General features: G+C 66.4%; 15 protein-coding genes. 7 read left to right on the forward strand and 8 right to left on the reverse strand.

What is annotated here, in order from left to right; genetic code table 11:
- The 6 genes from SJH88_RS15810 to urtE all read left to right on the forward strand — a co-directional run.
- On the forward strand, window positions 1-377 hold a 377-nt coding region (locus SJH88_RS15810), incomplete at its 5' end, for a response regulator transcription factor (RefSeq protein ID WP_274755044.1).
- A gap of 92 nt (window positions 378-469) precedes the next feature.
- Window positions 470-1,738: an urea ABC transporter substrate-binding protein gene (gene urtA / locus SJH88_RS15815; RefSeq protein ID WP_274755045.1), complete on the forward strand. Its 1,269-nt coding sequence runs from the start codon at window positions 470-472 to the stop codon at window positions 1,736-1,738.
- A 100-nt stretch (window positions 1,739-1,838) separates the two neighbouring features.
- On the forward strand, window positions 1,839-3,443 hold the full coding sequence (gene urtB, locus SJH88_RS15820) for an urea ABC transporter permease subunit UrtB (RefSeq protein WP_274755046.1): 1,605 nt from the start codon (window positions 1,839-1,841) through the stop codon (window positions 3,441-3,443).
- Window positions 3,444-3,717: 274 nt separating this feature from the next.
- Window positions 3,718-4,866, forward strand: coding sequence for an urea ABC transporter permease subunit UrtC (gene urtC, locus SJH88_RS15825; protein WP_274755047.1), 1,149 nt, complete (start codon window positions 3,718-3,720; stop codon window positions 4,864-4,866).
- Window positions 4,863-5,735 carry an urea ABC transporter ATP-binding protein UrtD gene (gene urtD / locus SJH88_RS15830; RefSeq protein WP_274755048.1) on the forward strand — a complete coding sequence of 291 codons (873 nt, stop codon included), beginning with the start codon at window positions 4,863-4,865 and terminating at the stop codon, window positions 5,733-5,735. Before urtC ends, urtD begins: the two co-directional genes overlap by 4 nt.
- 292 nt (window positions 5,736-6,027) lie before the next feature.
- Entirely contained in the window at window positions 6,028-6,720 is a 693-nt protein-coding gene (gene urtE, locus SJH88_RS15835) for an urea ABC transporter ATP-binding subunit UrtE (RefSeq protein ID WP_274755049.1), read from the forward strand.
- 34 nt (window positions 6,721-6,754) lie between these two features.
- Here the strand turns inward: urtE and SJH88_RS15840 are convergent, their stop codons facing one another.
- The 7 genes from SJH88_RS15840 to SJH88_RS15870 all read right to left on the reverse strand — a co-directional run bounded on the left by SJH88_RS15840 (window position 6,755) and on the right by SJH88_RS15870 (window position 13,276).
- A complete protein-coding gene (locus SJH88_RS15840) occupies window positions 6,755-7,597 on the reverse strand; it encodes a M48 family metallopeptidase (protein ID WP_274755050.1) in 843 nt (280 codons plus the stop codon).
- 190 nt (window positions 7,598-7,787) lie between these two features.
- Window positions 7,788-8,159: an Hsp20/alpha crystallin family protein gene (locus SJH88_RS15845; RefSeq protein WP_043380976.1), complete on the reverse strand. Its 372-nt coding sequence runs from the start codon at window positions 8,157-8,159 to the stop codon at window positions 7,788-7,790.
- 495 nt (window positions 8,160-8,654) lie between these two features.
- Window positions 8,655-9,485 carry an urease accessory protein UreD gene (locus SJH88_RS15850; protein WP_274755051.1) on the reverse strand — a complete coding sequence of 277 codons (831 nt, stop codon included), beginning with the start codon at window positions 9,483-9,485 and terminating at the stop codon, window positions 8,655-8,657.
- A 65-nt stretch (window positions 9,486-9,550) separates the two neighbouring features.
- Window positions 9,551-10,120: a nucleoside deaminase gene (locus SJH88_RS15855; protein ID WP_225890697.1), complete on the reverse strand. Its 570-nt coding sequence runs from the start codon at window positions 10,118-10,120 to the stop codon at window positions 9,551-9,553.
- Window positions 10,121-10,562: 442 nt separating this feature from the next.
- The gene (locus tag SJH88_RS15860) at window positions 10,563-11,339 is read right to left on the reverse strand and encodes an ABC transporter permease (RefSeq protein WP_043381006.1); all 777 of its coding nucleotides are present in this window, start codon (window positions 11,337-11,339) and stop codon (window positions 10,563-10,565) included.
- Between the two features lie 17 nt (window positions 11,340-11,356).
- Window positions 11,357-12,184: an ABC transporter ATP-binding protein gene (locus tag SJH88_RS15865; RefSeq protein WP_043381013.1), complete on the reverse strand. Its 828-nt coding sequence runs from the start codon at window positions 12,182-12,184 to the stop codon at window positions 11,357-11,359.
- A gap of 63 nt (window positions 12,185-12,247) precedes the next feature.
- Window positions 12,248-13,276, reverse strand: coding sequence for an ABC transporter substrate-binding protein (locus SJH88_RS15870; protein WP_043381021.1), 1,029 nt, complete (start codon window positions 13,274-13,276; stop codon window positions 12,248-12,250).
- Window positions 13,277-13,530: 254 nt separating this feature from the next.
- Between SJH88_RS15870 and SJH88_RS15875 the strand changes: the two genes are divergently transcribed.
- Window positions 13,531-13,977 (forward strand): acyl-CoA thioesterase, encoded by a 447-nt coding sequence (locus tag SJH88_RS15875; RefSeq protein WP_274755052.1) that lies wholly within the window; start codon window positions 13,531-13,533, stop codon window positions 13,975-13,977.
- 220 nt (window positions 13,978-14,197) lie between these two features.
- Here the strand turns inward: SJH88_RS15875 and SJH88_RS15880 are convergent, their stop codons facing one another.
- Window positions 14,198-14,773, reverse strand: coding sequence for a GNAT family N-acetyltransferase (locus SJH88_RS15880; protein ID WP_274755053.1), 576 nt, complete (start codon window positions 14,771-14,773; stop codon window positions 14,198-14,200).
- Window positions 14,774-14,902 lie beyond the last annotated feature (129 nt).

Raw genomic sequence — 14,902 nt, forward strand, 5'->3', positions numbered from 1 at the left:
TGCAAGGGCTGGCCGAGCCACCCCGCTGGGTGCTGGCGGCCCCGCAGCCCGTGGCCGGCAGCGACCGGCGGCTGGTGCTGCACCTGCACCCGCCGATGGAAGAGGGCCAGGGCGGCGAGCTGCTGGTGGTGATGCGTGAGGAGTCGGGCAGTGCCGCTGCCCAGCTGCTGCGCGAGGCCTTTGCGCTGACGGCCAAGGAGGCCGAGGTGCTGTTCTGGGTGGCGCAGGGCAAGATCAACCGCGACATTGCCGACATCGTGGGCAGCAGCCCGGCCACGGTGAAAAAGCACCTGGAGCGCATCCACGCCAAGCTGGGCGTGGAAACGCGCACGGCGGCCGCTGCCCTGGCCCTGGGGCGGCTGCGCCAGGGCGGATGAACGGCGCAGGGCGTACGCCATCCGGCGTATAGGCGCGGAGGCGGGTCATCCCTAGCATGGACTCCATCAACCCACCGAGAGGAGTTCTCACCATGCCACGCCGTTTCACCCTGAAGACCCTGGCCGCTGCCGCAACCGTTGCCGGCATGGGCTTGACCGCACTGTCCGCCCAGGCGGCCGACACCATCAAGGTGGGTGTGCTGCACGCCCTGTCGGGCACCATGGCGATTTCGGAGACCGCCCTCAAGGACATGGCCTTGATGACCATCGAGGACATCAACGCCAAGGGTGGCGTGCTGGGCAAGAAGCTGGAGCCCGTGGTGATCGACACCGCCTCCAACTGGCCGCTAGCGGCAGAGAAGGCCAAGCAGCTGATCAGCCAGGACAAGGTGGCCGTGACCTTCGGCTGCTGGACCTCGGTGTGCCGCAAGTCGGTGCTGCCGGTCTATGAGGAAAATAACGCCTTGCTGTTCTACCCCGTGCAGTACGAGGGCGAGGAGCTGTCCAAGAACGTGTTCTACACCGGTGCGGCGCCCAACCAGCAGGCCATTCCCGCCGTGGAATACCTGATGGGCGAGGACGGCGGCAGCGCCAAGCGCTGGGTGCTGCTGGGCACCGACTACGTCTACCCGCGCACGGCCAACAAGATCCTGCGCGCCTTCCTGAAGAAGAAGGGCGTGGCCGACAAGGACATCATGGAGGCCTACACCCCGTTTGGCCACAGCGACTACCAGACCATCGTGGCCGACATCAAGAAGTTCGCCGCAGGGGGCAAGACGGCCGTGATCTCCACCATCAACGGCGACTCCAACGTGCCCTTCTACAAGGAACTGGGCAACGCCGGCATCAAAGCCACCGATGTGCCTGTGGTGGCCTTCTCGGTCGGCGAGGAAGAGCTGCGTGGCCTGGATCCCAAGCCCCTGGTCGGTCACCTGGCCTCGTGGAACTACTTCATGAGCGTCAAGAACCCCACCAACGATGCCTGGATCAAGCAGTGGAGCGCCTATGCCAAGGCCAAGAACCTGCCCGGCCAGTCCACCAAGCCGCTGACCAACGACCCCATGGAAGCCACCTACGTTGGCATTCATATGTGGAAGCAGGCCGTGGAAAAGGCCAAGTCCCTGGAGGTGAACAAAGTGATCGCCGCCATGGCCGGCCAGACCTTCAAGGCGCCCAGTGGCTTCACGCTGACCATGGATGCCAAGAACCACCACCTGCACAAGCCGGTGCTGATCGGCGAGATCAAGGCCGATGGCCAGTTCAACGTGGTCTGGAAGACCAAGGAACCGATCAAGGCCCAGCCCTGGAGCCCCTTCATCGACGGCAACGACAAGAAGAAGGACGAGCCCGAGAAGAAGTGAGGGGACACGCGTGCGGCCGCTGCGCGGTCGCACCGGTGAACCGCACCTCGACCCGAAGGCCCGTCCCCACCGGACGGGCCTTTTGCTGATTGGATGACCTATGCTTTTTCCCCTCTTGCGCACCCTCCGGCCCTGGCTGGGCGCAGCGCTGGCCTGCGCGGCCTTGTGGCAGGCCCCGGCCCAGGCGCTGACGGCCGAGCAGGCGCTGGCCATGGCCGATGGCGACAACAACAGCCGCATTGCCGCCATGCAGGATGCCGCGGCCACGGGCGATGCCGCCCGCACGGCCGACTTCCTGCAGGCCCTGCGCGACGGTGAGGTGCAGTTCACCGGCGCGGGGGCCTTCATCGTGCGCGGGGGCGAAGCGCGTGACCCCGTGACGGGCCAGGCCGTGCCGCTGCCCGAGGGGGCCAGCGACGCCAGCACCAACAACCGCCTGCGCCGCGAGATCGGCAACGCCCTGGCCGCCCTGAACCTGCTGGTGGGCAACGATGCCGAACGCCTGGAAGCGGCCCAGGCCATGTTGCAGGGCGCGACGCCCGAGCGCCTGCCACTGCTCGACAAGGCCCTGGCGCGCGAGCAGCAGGCGGACGTTAAGGCCGCGCTGGCGCTGGCGAAATCCGCAGCCCTGCTGGGCAGCCCGCAGGCCGAGCAGCGCATCGACGCCGCTACCCTGCTGGCGCGCCACGCCACGCCCGCCACGCGCCTGCTGCTGAACGAGCAACTGGCGCAGGAGCAGGATGCCCAGGTGCAGGCGGCGCTCAAGCGCGCCCTGGCCGAGGTCAAGGACCAGCTGGCCTGGGGCGAACGCCTGGGCGTGGCCTTCACCGGCATCAGCCTGGGCTCCATCCTGCTGCTGGTGGCCCTGGGCCTGGCCATCACCTACGGCCTGATGGGCGTGATCAACATGGCCCACGGCGAGCTGATGATGATCGGCGCCTACGCCACCTATGTGGTGCAGGGCGTGTTCCGCAGCTACCTGCCCGACTTCTTTGACTGGTACCTGCTGGCGGCCCTGCCCGTGGCCTTCCTGGCCTCAGCCCTGGTGGGCGCGGTGATGGAGCGCGGTGTGCTGCGCTTTCTGTACGGCCGCCCGCTGGAGACCCTGCTGGCCACCTGGGGCATCTCCCTGGTGCTGATGCAGCTGGTGCGCTCCACCTTCGGCGCGCAGAACGTGGCCGTGGAAAACCCGGTGTGGATGAGCGGTGGCTGGCAGCTGCTGCCCAACCTGACCCTGCCTTTCAACCGCCTGATCATCATCGCCTTTGCCTTCGCCGTGCTGGCGGGCGTGGCCTACCTGATTGCACGCACCCGCCTGGGCCTGTTCGTGCGCGGGGTCACACAGAACCGCCCGATTGCGGCCTGCATGGGCGTGAATACGGCGCGCGTGGACACGCTGGCGTTTGCCCTGGGCAGTGGCATTGCCGGCCTGGCCGGCTGCGCGCTGAGCCAGGTGGGCAACGTCGGCCCCGACCTGGGGCAGAGCTACATCGTGGACTCCTTCATGGTGGTGGTGCTGGGCGGCGTGGGCCAGCTGGCGGGCACGGTGTATGCCGCGCTGGGGCTGGGCATCCTCAACAAGTTCCTCGAAGGCTGGACCGGCGCGGTGCTGGCCAAGATCGCGGTGCTGGTGTTCATCATCGCCTTCATCCAGAAGCGGCCCCAGGGCATCTTCGCGATGAAGGGGCGGAGCGCGGAAACATGATGCCCCCCCTGAGTCGCTGGCGCGCCTTCCCCCCGAGGGGGACGACAGCCTCGCTGCGGGGCGGCCCTGGCTCGCTGTCCCCTGCGAAGGCCGGTTGTGCTCCTGGCTGTGTGCAGGAGCCAGGCCATGACAAGTTCTGGAATGAAGAAGCATCCCCTGAGTTGCTGGCGCGCCTTCCCCGCAAAGGGGGCAACAGCTGCGTTGCAGGGAGGGCCTGGCTCGTTGCCTCCGGCGCAGGTGGGTTTGCGCATCCGAATGCGGAAGGAATAGATCTATGAATGCTTCAACAACATTAAAAAGCAGTGTGTTCGTGCCGGTGGAGCTGCCGGCACGGCAACCGCTGCTCACCAAGGCCGGCTGGTCGGCCTTCATGCTGGCGCTGGTCGTGGTCTGTGCCGTGGCCCCGGTGCTGAACTTGTGGGTGGGCGAGGGCAGCGTGTTCCACCTGTCGGACTACGCCGTGCGCCTGCTGGGCAAGATCATGTGCTACGCCATCTGCGCGCTGGCTATGGACCTGATCTGGGGCTACACCGGCATCCTGAGCCTGGGCCATGGCCTGTTCTTTGCGCTGGGTGGCTATGTCATGGGCATGTACCTGAGCCGCCAGTCCGTGGGCGCCGAGGAGCTGCCCGCCTTCATGGTGTTCCTGGCCTGGAAGGAGCTGCCCTGGTTCTGGGCGCTGTCGGACAGCTTCATCGCCACCTTCATCCTGATCTTCGCGGTGCCCGGTGTGGTGGCCTTCGTGTTTGGCTGGTTTGCCTTCCGCTCGCGCATCAAGGGGGTGTATTTCTCCATCATCACGCAGGCGCTGACCTATGCGGCCATGCTGCTGTTCTTTCGCAATGAAACCGGCTTTGGCGGCAACAACGGCTTCACGGACTTCAAGCGCATCCTCGGCATGCCGCTGGCCACGCAGGAGATGCGCATGGCCCTGTTTGTGCTGACGGGTTGCACCCTGCTGGGCTGCTTTTTGCTGGCGCGCTGGCTGGTGCGCAGCAAGTTTGGCCGCGTGCTGCAGGCCATCCGCGATGCCGAAAGTCGCGTCATGTTCTCGGGCTATGCGCCGCTGCCCTACAAGCTGACCATCTGGGTCATCAGCGCCATGATGTGCGGTCTGGCCGGGGCCTTGTACGTGCCCCAGGTGGGCATCATCAACCCGGTGGAAATGTCGGCCGCCAGCTCGATCGAGATCGCCGTGTGGACGGCCGTGGGCGGGCGCGGCAGCCTGATCGGCCCCATCGTCGGCGCGTTTGCCGTGAATGGCGCCAAGAGCTGGCTCACCGTGGCGGCGCCGGAGTTCTGGCTGTATTTCCTGGGCGCCCTGTTCATTGCCGTGACGCTGTGGATGCCCCAGGGCATCGTCGGCGTGGTGCGCAAGCTGCGCGGCAAGTTCGGATCGAAGCAAGAGGGAGGTGCGGCATGACCCCGGACCTGATGGAAGCGGGCGCGGTCCGCATGCGTGCCGCGGCTGAAAAAGCCGCGCAAAACATCGGTTCAGGTGGTCGCAGCGCCAGCATGGCGCGCATCGCGACGCCGGGCGAAGTCGATGTGACCCATGGCCGCATCCTGTACCTGGAAGATGTGCACGTCAGCTTCGACGGTTTCAAGGCCATCAACGGCCTGAACCTGGACATTGCGCCGGGCGAGCTGCGCTGCATCATCGGCCCCAATGGCGCAGGCAAGACCACGATGATGGACATCATCACCGGCAAGACCCGGCCCGACAAAGGCTCGGTGTTCTTCGGCTCCACCATCGACCTGCTGCGCCACAACGAGCCGCAGATCGCCCAGCTGGGCATTGGCCGCAAGTTCCAGAAGCCCACGGTGTTCGAGCAGCTGACGGTGTTCGAGAACCTGGAGCTGGCGCTCAAGACGCAAAAGGGCGTGCAGCACTCCCTGTTCTTCCGGCTCGACAGCGCGCAAAGCGACCGGCTGGCCGGCATCCTGCACACCATCCACCTGGCCAGCGAAGTTCACCGCCAGGCCGGCGTGCTCAGCCACGGCCAGAAGCAGTGGCTGGAGATCGGCATGCTGCTGATGCAGGAGCCCAAGCTGCTGCTGCTCGACGAACCTGTGGCCGGCATGACCGATGACGAAACCGCGCGCACGGCCGAGCTGTTCCTGACCCTCAAGGGCCAGCACTCATTGATGGTGGTGGAGCACGACATGTCCTTCATCGCCACCATCAGCGAGAAGGTCACCGTGCTGTGCGACGGCAGCGTGCTGGCCGAAGGCACGCTGGCCCAGGTACAGGCCGATGAGCGCGTGATCGAGGTCTATCTGGGGCGCTAGCGAGATGGACACCAGCCTGGATACGCCGTTGCCAAGCCAAGCCAAATCGCAGTGCAGCGACTGTCTGCGGCTTGGTGCCTCGTCGCCACCGCAGCGCGACGCGGTGCTGGTGGGCCTGCATACCTGGGGGGCAATGAAGATGGATAGCTGTTAGCGCTTGTAGTAAGAGGTTTTCAAATGTTTTTTGCTTTGAAAGCCTCTGAATACCAGCGCAAGCAGCTATGAAAATTGAAACGGTAGCTCTCGAAATAAGAGCTGCTTGCGCAGGATTGATCTGCGTTGGAGGCCAAAAATGCTCAAAGTTCAAAACCTGCACCAGTACTACGGCGGCTCGCACATCCTGCGCGATGTGAGCGTGCAGGCCGAGCCCGGCCAGATCACCGTGCTGCTGGGGCGCAACGGCGTGGGCAAGACCACGCTGCTCAAGAGCCTGATGGGGCTGGTGCCCATCCGCAGCGGCAGCATCACCTGGAAGGGCCAGGCCATCCAGGGGCTGACACCCTACGAGCGCGCACGCGCCGGCATCGGTTTTGTGCCCCAGGGGCGCGAGATCTTCGGCCGCTTGACGGTGGAGGACAACCTGCGCATGGGCCTGGCCTACCAAAGTGGCCGCACGCCGATCCCGCAGGACTTGTACACGCTGTTCCCGGTGCTCCAGCAGATGCTGCAGCGCCGCGGGGGCGACCTGTCCGGCGGTCAGCAGCAGCAGCTGGCGATTGCCCGCGCCCTGGCGCCGGCGCCGGGCCTGCTGATCCTGGACGAGCCGACCGAAGGCATCCAGCCCAGCATCATCAAGGACATTGGCCGCGTGATCCGCATGCTGGCCAAGGAGCGCGGCATGGCCGTGCTGCTGTGCGAGCAGTACTACGACTTTGCCGAAGCGCTGGCCGACCAGTACGTGGTGATGGAGCGCGGCGAGGTGATCGCCGCAGGGCCGGGCACCGAGATGCAGGCCAAGGGGATCCAGAAGCTGGTGGCGATTTAGGGCGGGCTGGGCCGCCCCTGCGTGGGGGCCTGCCTCAGCGGCTGCGGGCCGGGGATTTTTTCTGCGCCACGGCCGCCTGGTACAGCGGCAGCACCTTGGGCACATAGGCGTCCAGCTCGGCAATCCGTTGATCGCCCGCGGGATGGGTGCTGAGGAACGAGGCCCCTTGCTGGCCGCCGCTGACCTGCTGCATCTTGCGCCAGATGGACGAGGCATTGCGCGGGTCGTAGCCGGCGCGGGCCATCAGCTCCAGGCCGATCACGTCCGACTCCAGCTCCATGGCGCGCGAATTGGGCAGGTGCACCAGCATCTGCGAGCCGGCATCCATCAGCTCCCCGGGGACGCCCGTGGCCACGGCGATGGTGCTGGTGATGAGGCCGGAGAGGGTCTTTTGCGACATCTGCTCGCGCGAGTGTTCGCGCAGGGCGTGGGCGATTTCGTGGCCCATGACGGCGGCCAGCTCATCATCGGTCAGGCGCAGCCGGTTGACGAGGCCGGTGTACACGCCGATCTTGCCGCCGGGGGCGCAGAAGGCATTGATGTCATCGGACTCGAAGACATTGATTTCCCAGGCCCAGTTGCGCGCATCGGGGCGGAACACCCCGACCTGGGCAATCAGGTCGTGGCCGATGCGGCGCACGCGCTGCGTCATCGCCGCATCGGTGTTGAGTTTTTTCTTGGACTGGGCATCGGCCGTGAGCTGCTGGAAGCCCTTGGCCGCCTGGGCGTTGATGCTGTCGCTGGACACCAGCATCAGCTGGCTGCGTTGCAGGCCGATAGCCCCTGATTGGGTGGTGCTGGCGCAGCCTTGCAGCAGGCCGATGGTGCAGGCCAGCGCGGCCATGGTGCGCCAGAGAGAGGCAGGTGCCCGGGTCATGTGCAGTCCTTTGGAAAACAGCGCCCGCACGGTCCAGGGTGTGTGCAGGCCAAAGCGCCTATTTTCATACAGCCTGCCGCGTCGGCCGCGCAGCGGCTGGGCCTGGCGCGTGGGGGGTGGTCCCACCCGGACGGCAACACGCCGTGGGGCGGTGAAGCGACCACGGCGTGGGAGCGGCAGCGCGCCGGAATTACTGGATGTTCAGCGTGACCGTCTTGTCGACGGGCTTGCGGCGCTGCAGCGTCAAGGTCAGCACGCCCAGGTCCAGCTTGGCGCTGGAGGCTGGCACATCGATCTCGTGGGGCAGCTCCCAACTGCGGCGCACCTGGCGGGGCGCGCCTTCCACGCTGTGCAGGTGCACCATGTTGTCTTCGATGCGCAGTTGCAGCTGCTCGCGGCTCAGGCCGGGGACGTCGATGCTCAACACCGTGGCTTCGTCGGTTTGGCTGACCTGGAAGTCTCCGTTGAGCTGCTGGGCGGCACTTGTGGCGGCCTGCATGAAGCGTTGCAGGCTGGCATCGGGGCGGGTCACATGGCGGATGATGGGGGTTGCGAGGAACATGCGATAACTCCTTGGTGTGGGGTGGCGCCGTCTGCGCCTGGATGTTCCGTAGATATCGCCGTCCCAGGGCTTTTCAAGCCTGTTTTTTCAACAATAAATTTCGCCAAAACCCCTTGAAAAACCGCCAACAGCCTTTATTGCGCGCTGCCTGTGCGGTCGGTGTGGTGCCGGGCAGAAAAAAAGCGCTGCCCAGGGCAGCGCCAAAACCTGCGGCGAGGGTGCCATGCCGAGGAGACAAAACAGCATCCGTCCTGGCAGCCGGGGGCCGGGTGAACGGAGGGGGTGTGCGCCAGTGTAGGCAGGGTGGCCGGCGCTGCGAACGACGTTGTGCGCATGAGCTTGTGCGGAAAACGAGGATGACGATGGACCGTTCACCCCTGCGGGGGCGCGGCCTGCGCGCATTGCAGCAAGCCCTGGATCCAGGTTTGGCGCGGAGAGGCGCGCATCCTTGGCTGCAGACCAGGCTGTGCCGATTACTTTCGGGCACCGCGGGCCTTACATGCTCCAGATGCGCGGTGCCGTGCCCGGCAGTCCCCAGTGCTGCTGGCGCCAGCAGGCCCGCACCTGCTGCCACAGCTGCATCAGGGGTTCGACCACGGGAGCCAGGCCGCGCAGCACCAGCATGTGCTCGTTGGGGGCGGTGATGCCGCACCAGGCACCTTGCGGGTGGGCATTGAGCACGGCGCGCGTGGCATCCAGCAGTTGCTCGCGCTGCACGCGGGTCAGGGGCGTGCCACAGGCCAGCACCAGGCTGCCCATGCAGCGCTGGCCGGCCAGGCCCAGCGGGCCATCCATCAGGCGTGCGTCTTCGGCGCGCAGGGTGCCGTGTTCCAGCCAATGCCCGGGCCACGCCATGTGCTGGGTGAACTGGCCCTGCACAAAGGGCTCGCCGGCATGGGGCAAGCCGAAGGCGGTGATGTCCCAGGCGATCAGCTCCGCCCCGGGTGCCAGTGCCAGCGTCAGCTGGTTGTGCGCGTCGCAGGCGTTGTAGGCCAGCGCTTCCAGCGGCAGCCATTCCAGCCGGGCGCCGGCGTCCAGCTGCAGGTGGGTGCGCTGCGTGGCGGTTTCGCCCTGGGTCTTGTAAAAGCGCGTGGCGCCGGGGGTGGTGACCAGGGCATGGGCCTGGGGCTGCACGCGCACCCGGATGTCCAGGGTGTCGCCGCCGACCAGGCCGCCGGGCGGGTGCACCAGCACGTTGTGGCAGATGGCATCGCCCTCCGGGTACAGGCTGCGCAGCACACGCAGCGGACCGTCGTGGTGGAAGTGCACGCGGGTACGTTCCGCGGCCATGGAATAGTCCAGATCAAGTTGAGCGAGCCAAGGCATGGCCGCCATCCAAGCAAGAAATGCGCCTGTTGCACCAAGTTGGAGCGCCGCGCGGGGCGTGCGGCTCAGCCCGGGGGCGCATCCGCTGGGGCATCACCAGGGGACAGCCAGCTGTCTTCGTAGACGGCCAGGGCTTCCTCGACCAGGCAGGGGCCGGTGCAGCTGATGGCTTCCTGGGCGTGGGCCAGCACATCGTGGCAGGACAGCAGGCAGGCGCGCAGGTCGGGGCGGATGTGGTGCAGCCGCTGCGCATCCAGGCCGAAGACCACGCGGCGCAGGCCGCTGCTGCAGATGGCGCCGGCGCACATCACGCAGGGTTCGGCACTGGCGTAGAGCGTGGCACCGGCCAGCACATCGGGCGCCAGGCGGGCCATGCCCAGCTGGCGGATGGCATTCATCTCGGCGTGGCCGGTGGCGTCGCCGGTCTCGCGGGTGTTGCTGAAGGCCTCGGCCAGGATGCGGCCGCTGCCGGAGACGATGATGGCGCCGAAGGGCCGGTTGCCGCGCAGGCGGGCGGCATTCGCCCAGACAAAGGCCTGGCGCAGCCAGTGGCTGTCGGTGCTGTCGAGGGCGTATTCGTCGTCGGGCGGCATGGCGTGGGTGGGGCCTGGGTGTTGGAAGAACTGGGTGTGCATGGCGTGGGCCTTTCCTGGCAAGACAGCGGGGTCCACAACACCAGGACCGTGGTGGGACGGCGTTGTTGCATCCGGGGGCGCGCAGCTTCAATGCACATGCCGTGCCAAAAGTGTGGGTGGTTTGTAGGTGGGCGGGGGGGCAAGTTGTAAGCGGTTGTGCCGCCGGGCGTTGGTACGGGGTGGCAAAGGGCTGCTGTAATCGGTTTGCTGCGAAAAAGAAAGCACTATCCGCAGCCTGCAAGCGCGCCAGCGCCTGTTTTTGGTGCAATCCGTGGGGGCCGTCCGTACCAGCCGCCGCGCTCCACCGTGGGGATGCCAGGGCCTGGTCGCGGCGCCCGCGGGAGTGGGCGCGTCGGGCGCAGCAGGCACAAAAAAAGGCCTGCACGAGGCAGGCCCAAGTCGAGGTTCGGGGGATCGGTGAAAGGGGGCGAGACTCGGCCCCTCAGTGGTTCTGGGAGCCGCGGTGGGCCCAGCCCGTGGTGCGCTTTTCCACCCAGCTGAACAGTTCGTACATCACCATGGCCATGGCGCCCACGACCAGCAGGCCGGCAAATGCCAGGCCCATCTGCATGGACGAGCCGGCCGAGATCAGCAGGTAGCCGATGCCTTCGTTGGCGGCCGTCATCTCCGACACGGTGGTGCCGACGAAGGCCAGGGTGATGGCGACCTTGAGCGAGCCGTAGAAATAGGGCAGGGAGCGCGGCAGGCCGACCTTCATCAGCACATCCCAGCGCTTGGCGCCCAGCACGCGCAGCACGTCTTCCAGCTCGGGCTCCAGCGTGGCCAGGCCGGTGGCGATGTTGACCATGATGGGGAAGAAGCTGATCAGGAAGGCGGTGAGGATGGCCGGGCCCACGCCGATGCCGAACCAGACCACCAGGATGGGTACGAAGGCCGCCTTGGGCAGGGCGTTGAAGGCCGTCATCAGCGGGTAGACGGCGGCATAGGCCAGGCGCGAGCTGCCGATCAGGAAGCCCAGCAGCACGCCCACCACGATGGCGACGCCGAAGCCGGCCATGGTCACCCAGAAGGTGCGCCAGGCGTGGCCGGCAATCACGGCGTGGTATTCCATGAAGTCGCGGAAGATCAGCCAGGGGCTGGGGAAGATGAATTCCGAGACCTCGAAGGCCGCGCAGACCACCTGCCACAGCACCACCACCATCAGCAGCAGCACCCAGGGCGACCAGCGCTCCAGCAGTTTGTTGTTGAGTTTGTTCATTGCGAATCCTTGGCTGCTCATTGGTTGATCACTGCACCGCTTTTGCGCATGGCACCGATGTGGCCACGCAGCTCGTGCACGATGTCGGTGAACTCCTTGGTGTAGGTCAGCTCCAGGTCGCGGGGGCGGGGCAGCTCCACATCGCGGCGCACGACGAAGCGGCCGGGGCTCTTGCTCATCACGTAGATGGTGTCGGCCAGGAACACGGATTCACGCAGGTCGTGCGTGACCAGGATGACGTTGAATTGCTGCTCGGCGTGCAGGTCGCGCAGGATGCACCACAGCTCCTCGCGCGTGAAGGCGTCGAGGGCGCCGAAGGGCTCGTCCAGCAGCAGCATCTTGGGCTCGTGGATCAGCGCGCGGCAGATGCTGGCGCGCTGCTGCATGCCGCCCGACAGCTGCCAGGGGAATTTGTCCTCGTAGCCACCCAGGCCGACTTTCTGCAGCAGGTGGCGGGCGCGCTCCTCGTATTCCTTGCGGCGCGCCTTGAACTGCGAGCGGTGCGGCTCCACGATTTCCAGCGGCAGCAGCACGTTGTCCACCGTGGTGCGCCAGGGCAGCAGCGAGGGCGACTGGAAGGCCATGCCGGAGATCTTCAGCGGGCCGGTGACGGGCTGGCCGTCGATCTGGATCTTGCCCATGGAGGGCATGCGCAGGCCGGTGGCCAGCTTCATGAAGGTGGACTTGCCGCAGCCCGAGGGGCCGACGATGGCAATGAACTCACCTTGTTTGACCTGCAGATCAATGGCTTCGACCGCAAAGTGATTTTGTGCCAGCAACTCGTCGTTGTAGGCCAGCCAGACATCACGGAAATCAACGAAATAGGGGTCGGCAGCGCTTTGCATACGAATCCATCAGAGGGGGGCGACCAGACCAACCGGCCCGGCCGCAGGTTGTACACAGCCGTCTTACTTCTTGGGCAGCACGTCCAGCTGCGCGGCGCTGGGCAGGAAGCTGTCGTTCCAGACGGCCTTGGGGTCGATGCGGGTCTTGGTGCCGAAGGCGTCCGAGACTTCCGAGGCCATCAGCGACAGGCGGCCGACATCCAGGCGACCAAAGCCTTCCTTGCGGGCGTCGGGGCTGTTGACGACGGTGTCGATGGCCAGTTGCAGGCGGCGGGTTTCCAGGGCTGCGTTGGCAATGCCGTCGCGCGCCTTGACGTACTGGATGGCGTCGGCCGGCTTGGCCATCACGTCCTTGGCGCCCTTGGTGAAGGCGGCCAGGAACTTCTTGATGGCTTCGGGGTTTTCCTTGATCAGCTTGGGGCTGGCGATGATCACGTTGCCGTAGTACTTCACGCCGTAGTCGGCGTACTGCATCACCACCACGTCGCTGGTCTTGACGCCGCGCGCCTCCAGGTTCAGCAGGCTGGTGAAGGTGAAGCCGGTGATGGCGTCGATGTCCCCGCGCACCAGCATGGTTTCGCGCAGCGGGGGGTCCATGGCCGTCCAGGCCACGTTGCTGACCTTGTTGACCTTGGCGAAGGTGGGGAAGGCCTTGCGGCCGGCGTCGAACACGGGCGCGCCCAGCTTCTTGCCGCTGAGGTCGGCGGGGGTTTTAATGCCGCTCTTCTTGAGCGCCATCACGGCGGCGGGGGTGTTGTTGTAGACCACCATCACGCCCACGGGCTTGTTGGGCGCGTCGGGGTTGTTGGCGTGGAATTCCATCAGCGAGGCCATGTCGGCAAACCCGATGTCGTAGGAGCCCGAGGCCACGCGCTGCACGGCGCCGCCCGAGCCGTTGCCGGCGTCGACGGTCACATCCAGACCCGCGTCCTTGAAGTAGCCCTTGGCCACGGGCAGCAGGAAGAAGGCGGCGGGGCCTTCGAAGCGCCAGTCCAGCTGGAACTTCAGGGGCGTGGTCTGCGCGTGGGCCATGCCCAGGCTGCCCACCAGGGCCAGTGCTGCGGTTGCTTGCAGGAAGCTGCGTTTTTGCATGGGAACTCCAGGATCAAAGCGGTTGGAAAGGTCCACAGCGTTGCAAGTCCAGGGGGCGCTGCGGCGTTCGTAACCAGCAGTGAGCAAAAACAATGCCTGCTTTTTTGTATGCAGTTTTTGTATGGTGTCGCAGGGATTGCGCTGCTTTGGTGCGGCAGGGGCCGCAGGTGCACCAAGGTGATTGCAGGGGCCTGCCGGCTGCCGCAAAATGCTGCATCGCAGCAAATGGCTGCACCTGTTGGAATCTTTTTGCCATGGCCCGTATCCAGTTCGCTGACTTTGACGACGCGGTGTTCGCCACCCGTCTGGTGTGTCCCGCCCCCTTGCACCCCGGCGCGCACACGGACAATGTGCAGCTGCTGCAACTGGCCTCGCAGGCGCGCATGCAGTTCTTCGCCCAGTGGCGCTGGCGCGAGAGTGATGTGGCGGGCGTGCGCGTCTTTGTCGGCGATCAGGCCGTGCAGTACCGGGCCGAGGCCTTTCCGCACCAGGCCGTGGAGGTGCAGATGGCCGTGCGCGACATCGCGGCCAAGGGCTTTGACCTGGTCTGGCGTCTGGTCGATGCCGACAGCGGCACGCTGCTGGCGCTGGGCAAGATCGGCGTCGTCTGCGTGGACCCGCACAGCAAGCGCCCCTGTGCCTTGCCTGAGGCCCTGTGCCAGCGCTTGCAGCAACTGCAGCCGCTGCTGGCCGAGGCCTGAGCTGGCGCGGGCCATCCCCGCACGTGCGCACGGCCCTGGGGTGACCTGCCGGACCGGGGAGCGCCAGCGCTTGCAGCCCCTTGGTGCTGTGCAGCAGCTTGGTGCTGGTGCTGCGCGGCGGCCGTGGCGCTACTGAAATCCATAGCGGTTTGCGCCCGCTGTTTCTGGATTTCAGGGTCTTTTCATCCTGCAACGTCCGAAGGATCAGCGCAGCCAGCTCCTATTTTTGAGAGTGCGCCGCCTGCCAGTCCGCACGTGACAGGCGGTACAGGCAATGTTCGGCCAACGCGTGGCCGGCCGGCAGTGCCGGGTGCACGAAGGTGTGCGGATCCGCCCGCATGCCCAGGCGCTGCATCACCGCCTGGGACGGCGTGTTGGGCAGTGCGGTGAAGGCCACTACCTCGTCCAGCCCCAGCGTGGTCAGTGCCCAGTCCACGCAGGCCCTGGCGCCTTCCGTGGCCAGCCCCTGGCCCCAGTAGCGCGGCCGCAGGCGCCAGCCCACTTCCACACAGGGGCTGCAAGGCAGGTCGTCGCGCGGGCGGTTCAGGCCGATCATGCCGATGCATTCGCCACTGGCGCGGTGCTCGGCCGCCCAGAACCCCCAGCCCTGCGCGTCGATGCGGGCCTGAAAGCGGGCGACCAGGGCATCGCTGTCGGCCCGCGACAGGGTGGCAGGAAAGTAGCGCATGGCCTGCGCATCGGCGTGCAACTGGGCCATCGCCGGCAAATCGCTGGCCTGCCAGGGACGCAGCTGCAGGCGGTCGGTTGTCAGGCGGACAGGGAGGGCGGTGGTCATGGGGGGGCAGTGTAGACCTGGGCCATCGCCCCATCGCCCCATCGCCCATCGCCCATCGCATCGCACTACCATGCCGCTGCGAACTGACCGAAGCACTGACGGAAGCTACGAGGGACTAGACGGATACGC

Source organism: Comamonas sp. GCA5 (assembly GCF_036541385.1).
GTDB lineage: Bacteria > Pseudomonadota > Gammaproteobacteria > Burkholderiales > Burkholderiaceae_C > Comamonas > Comamonas aquatica.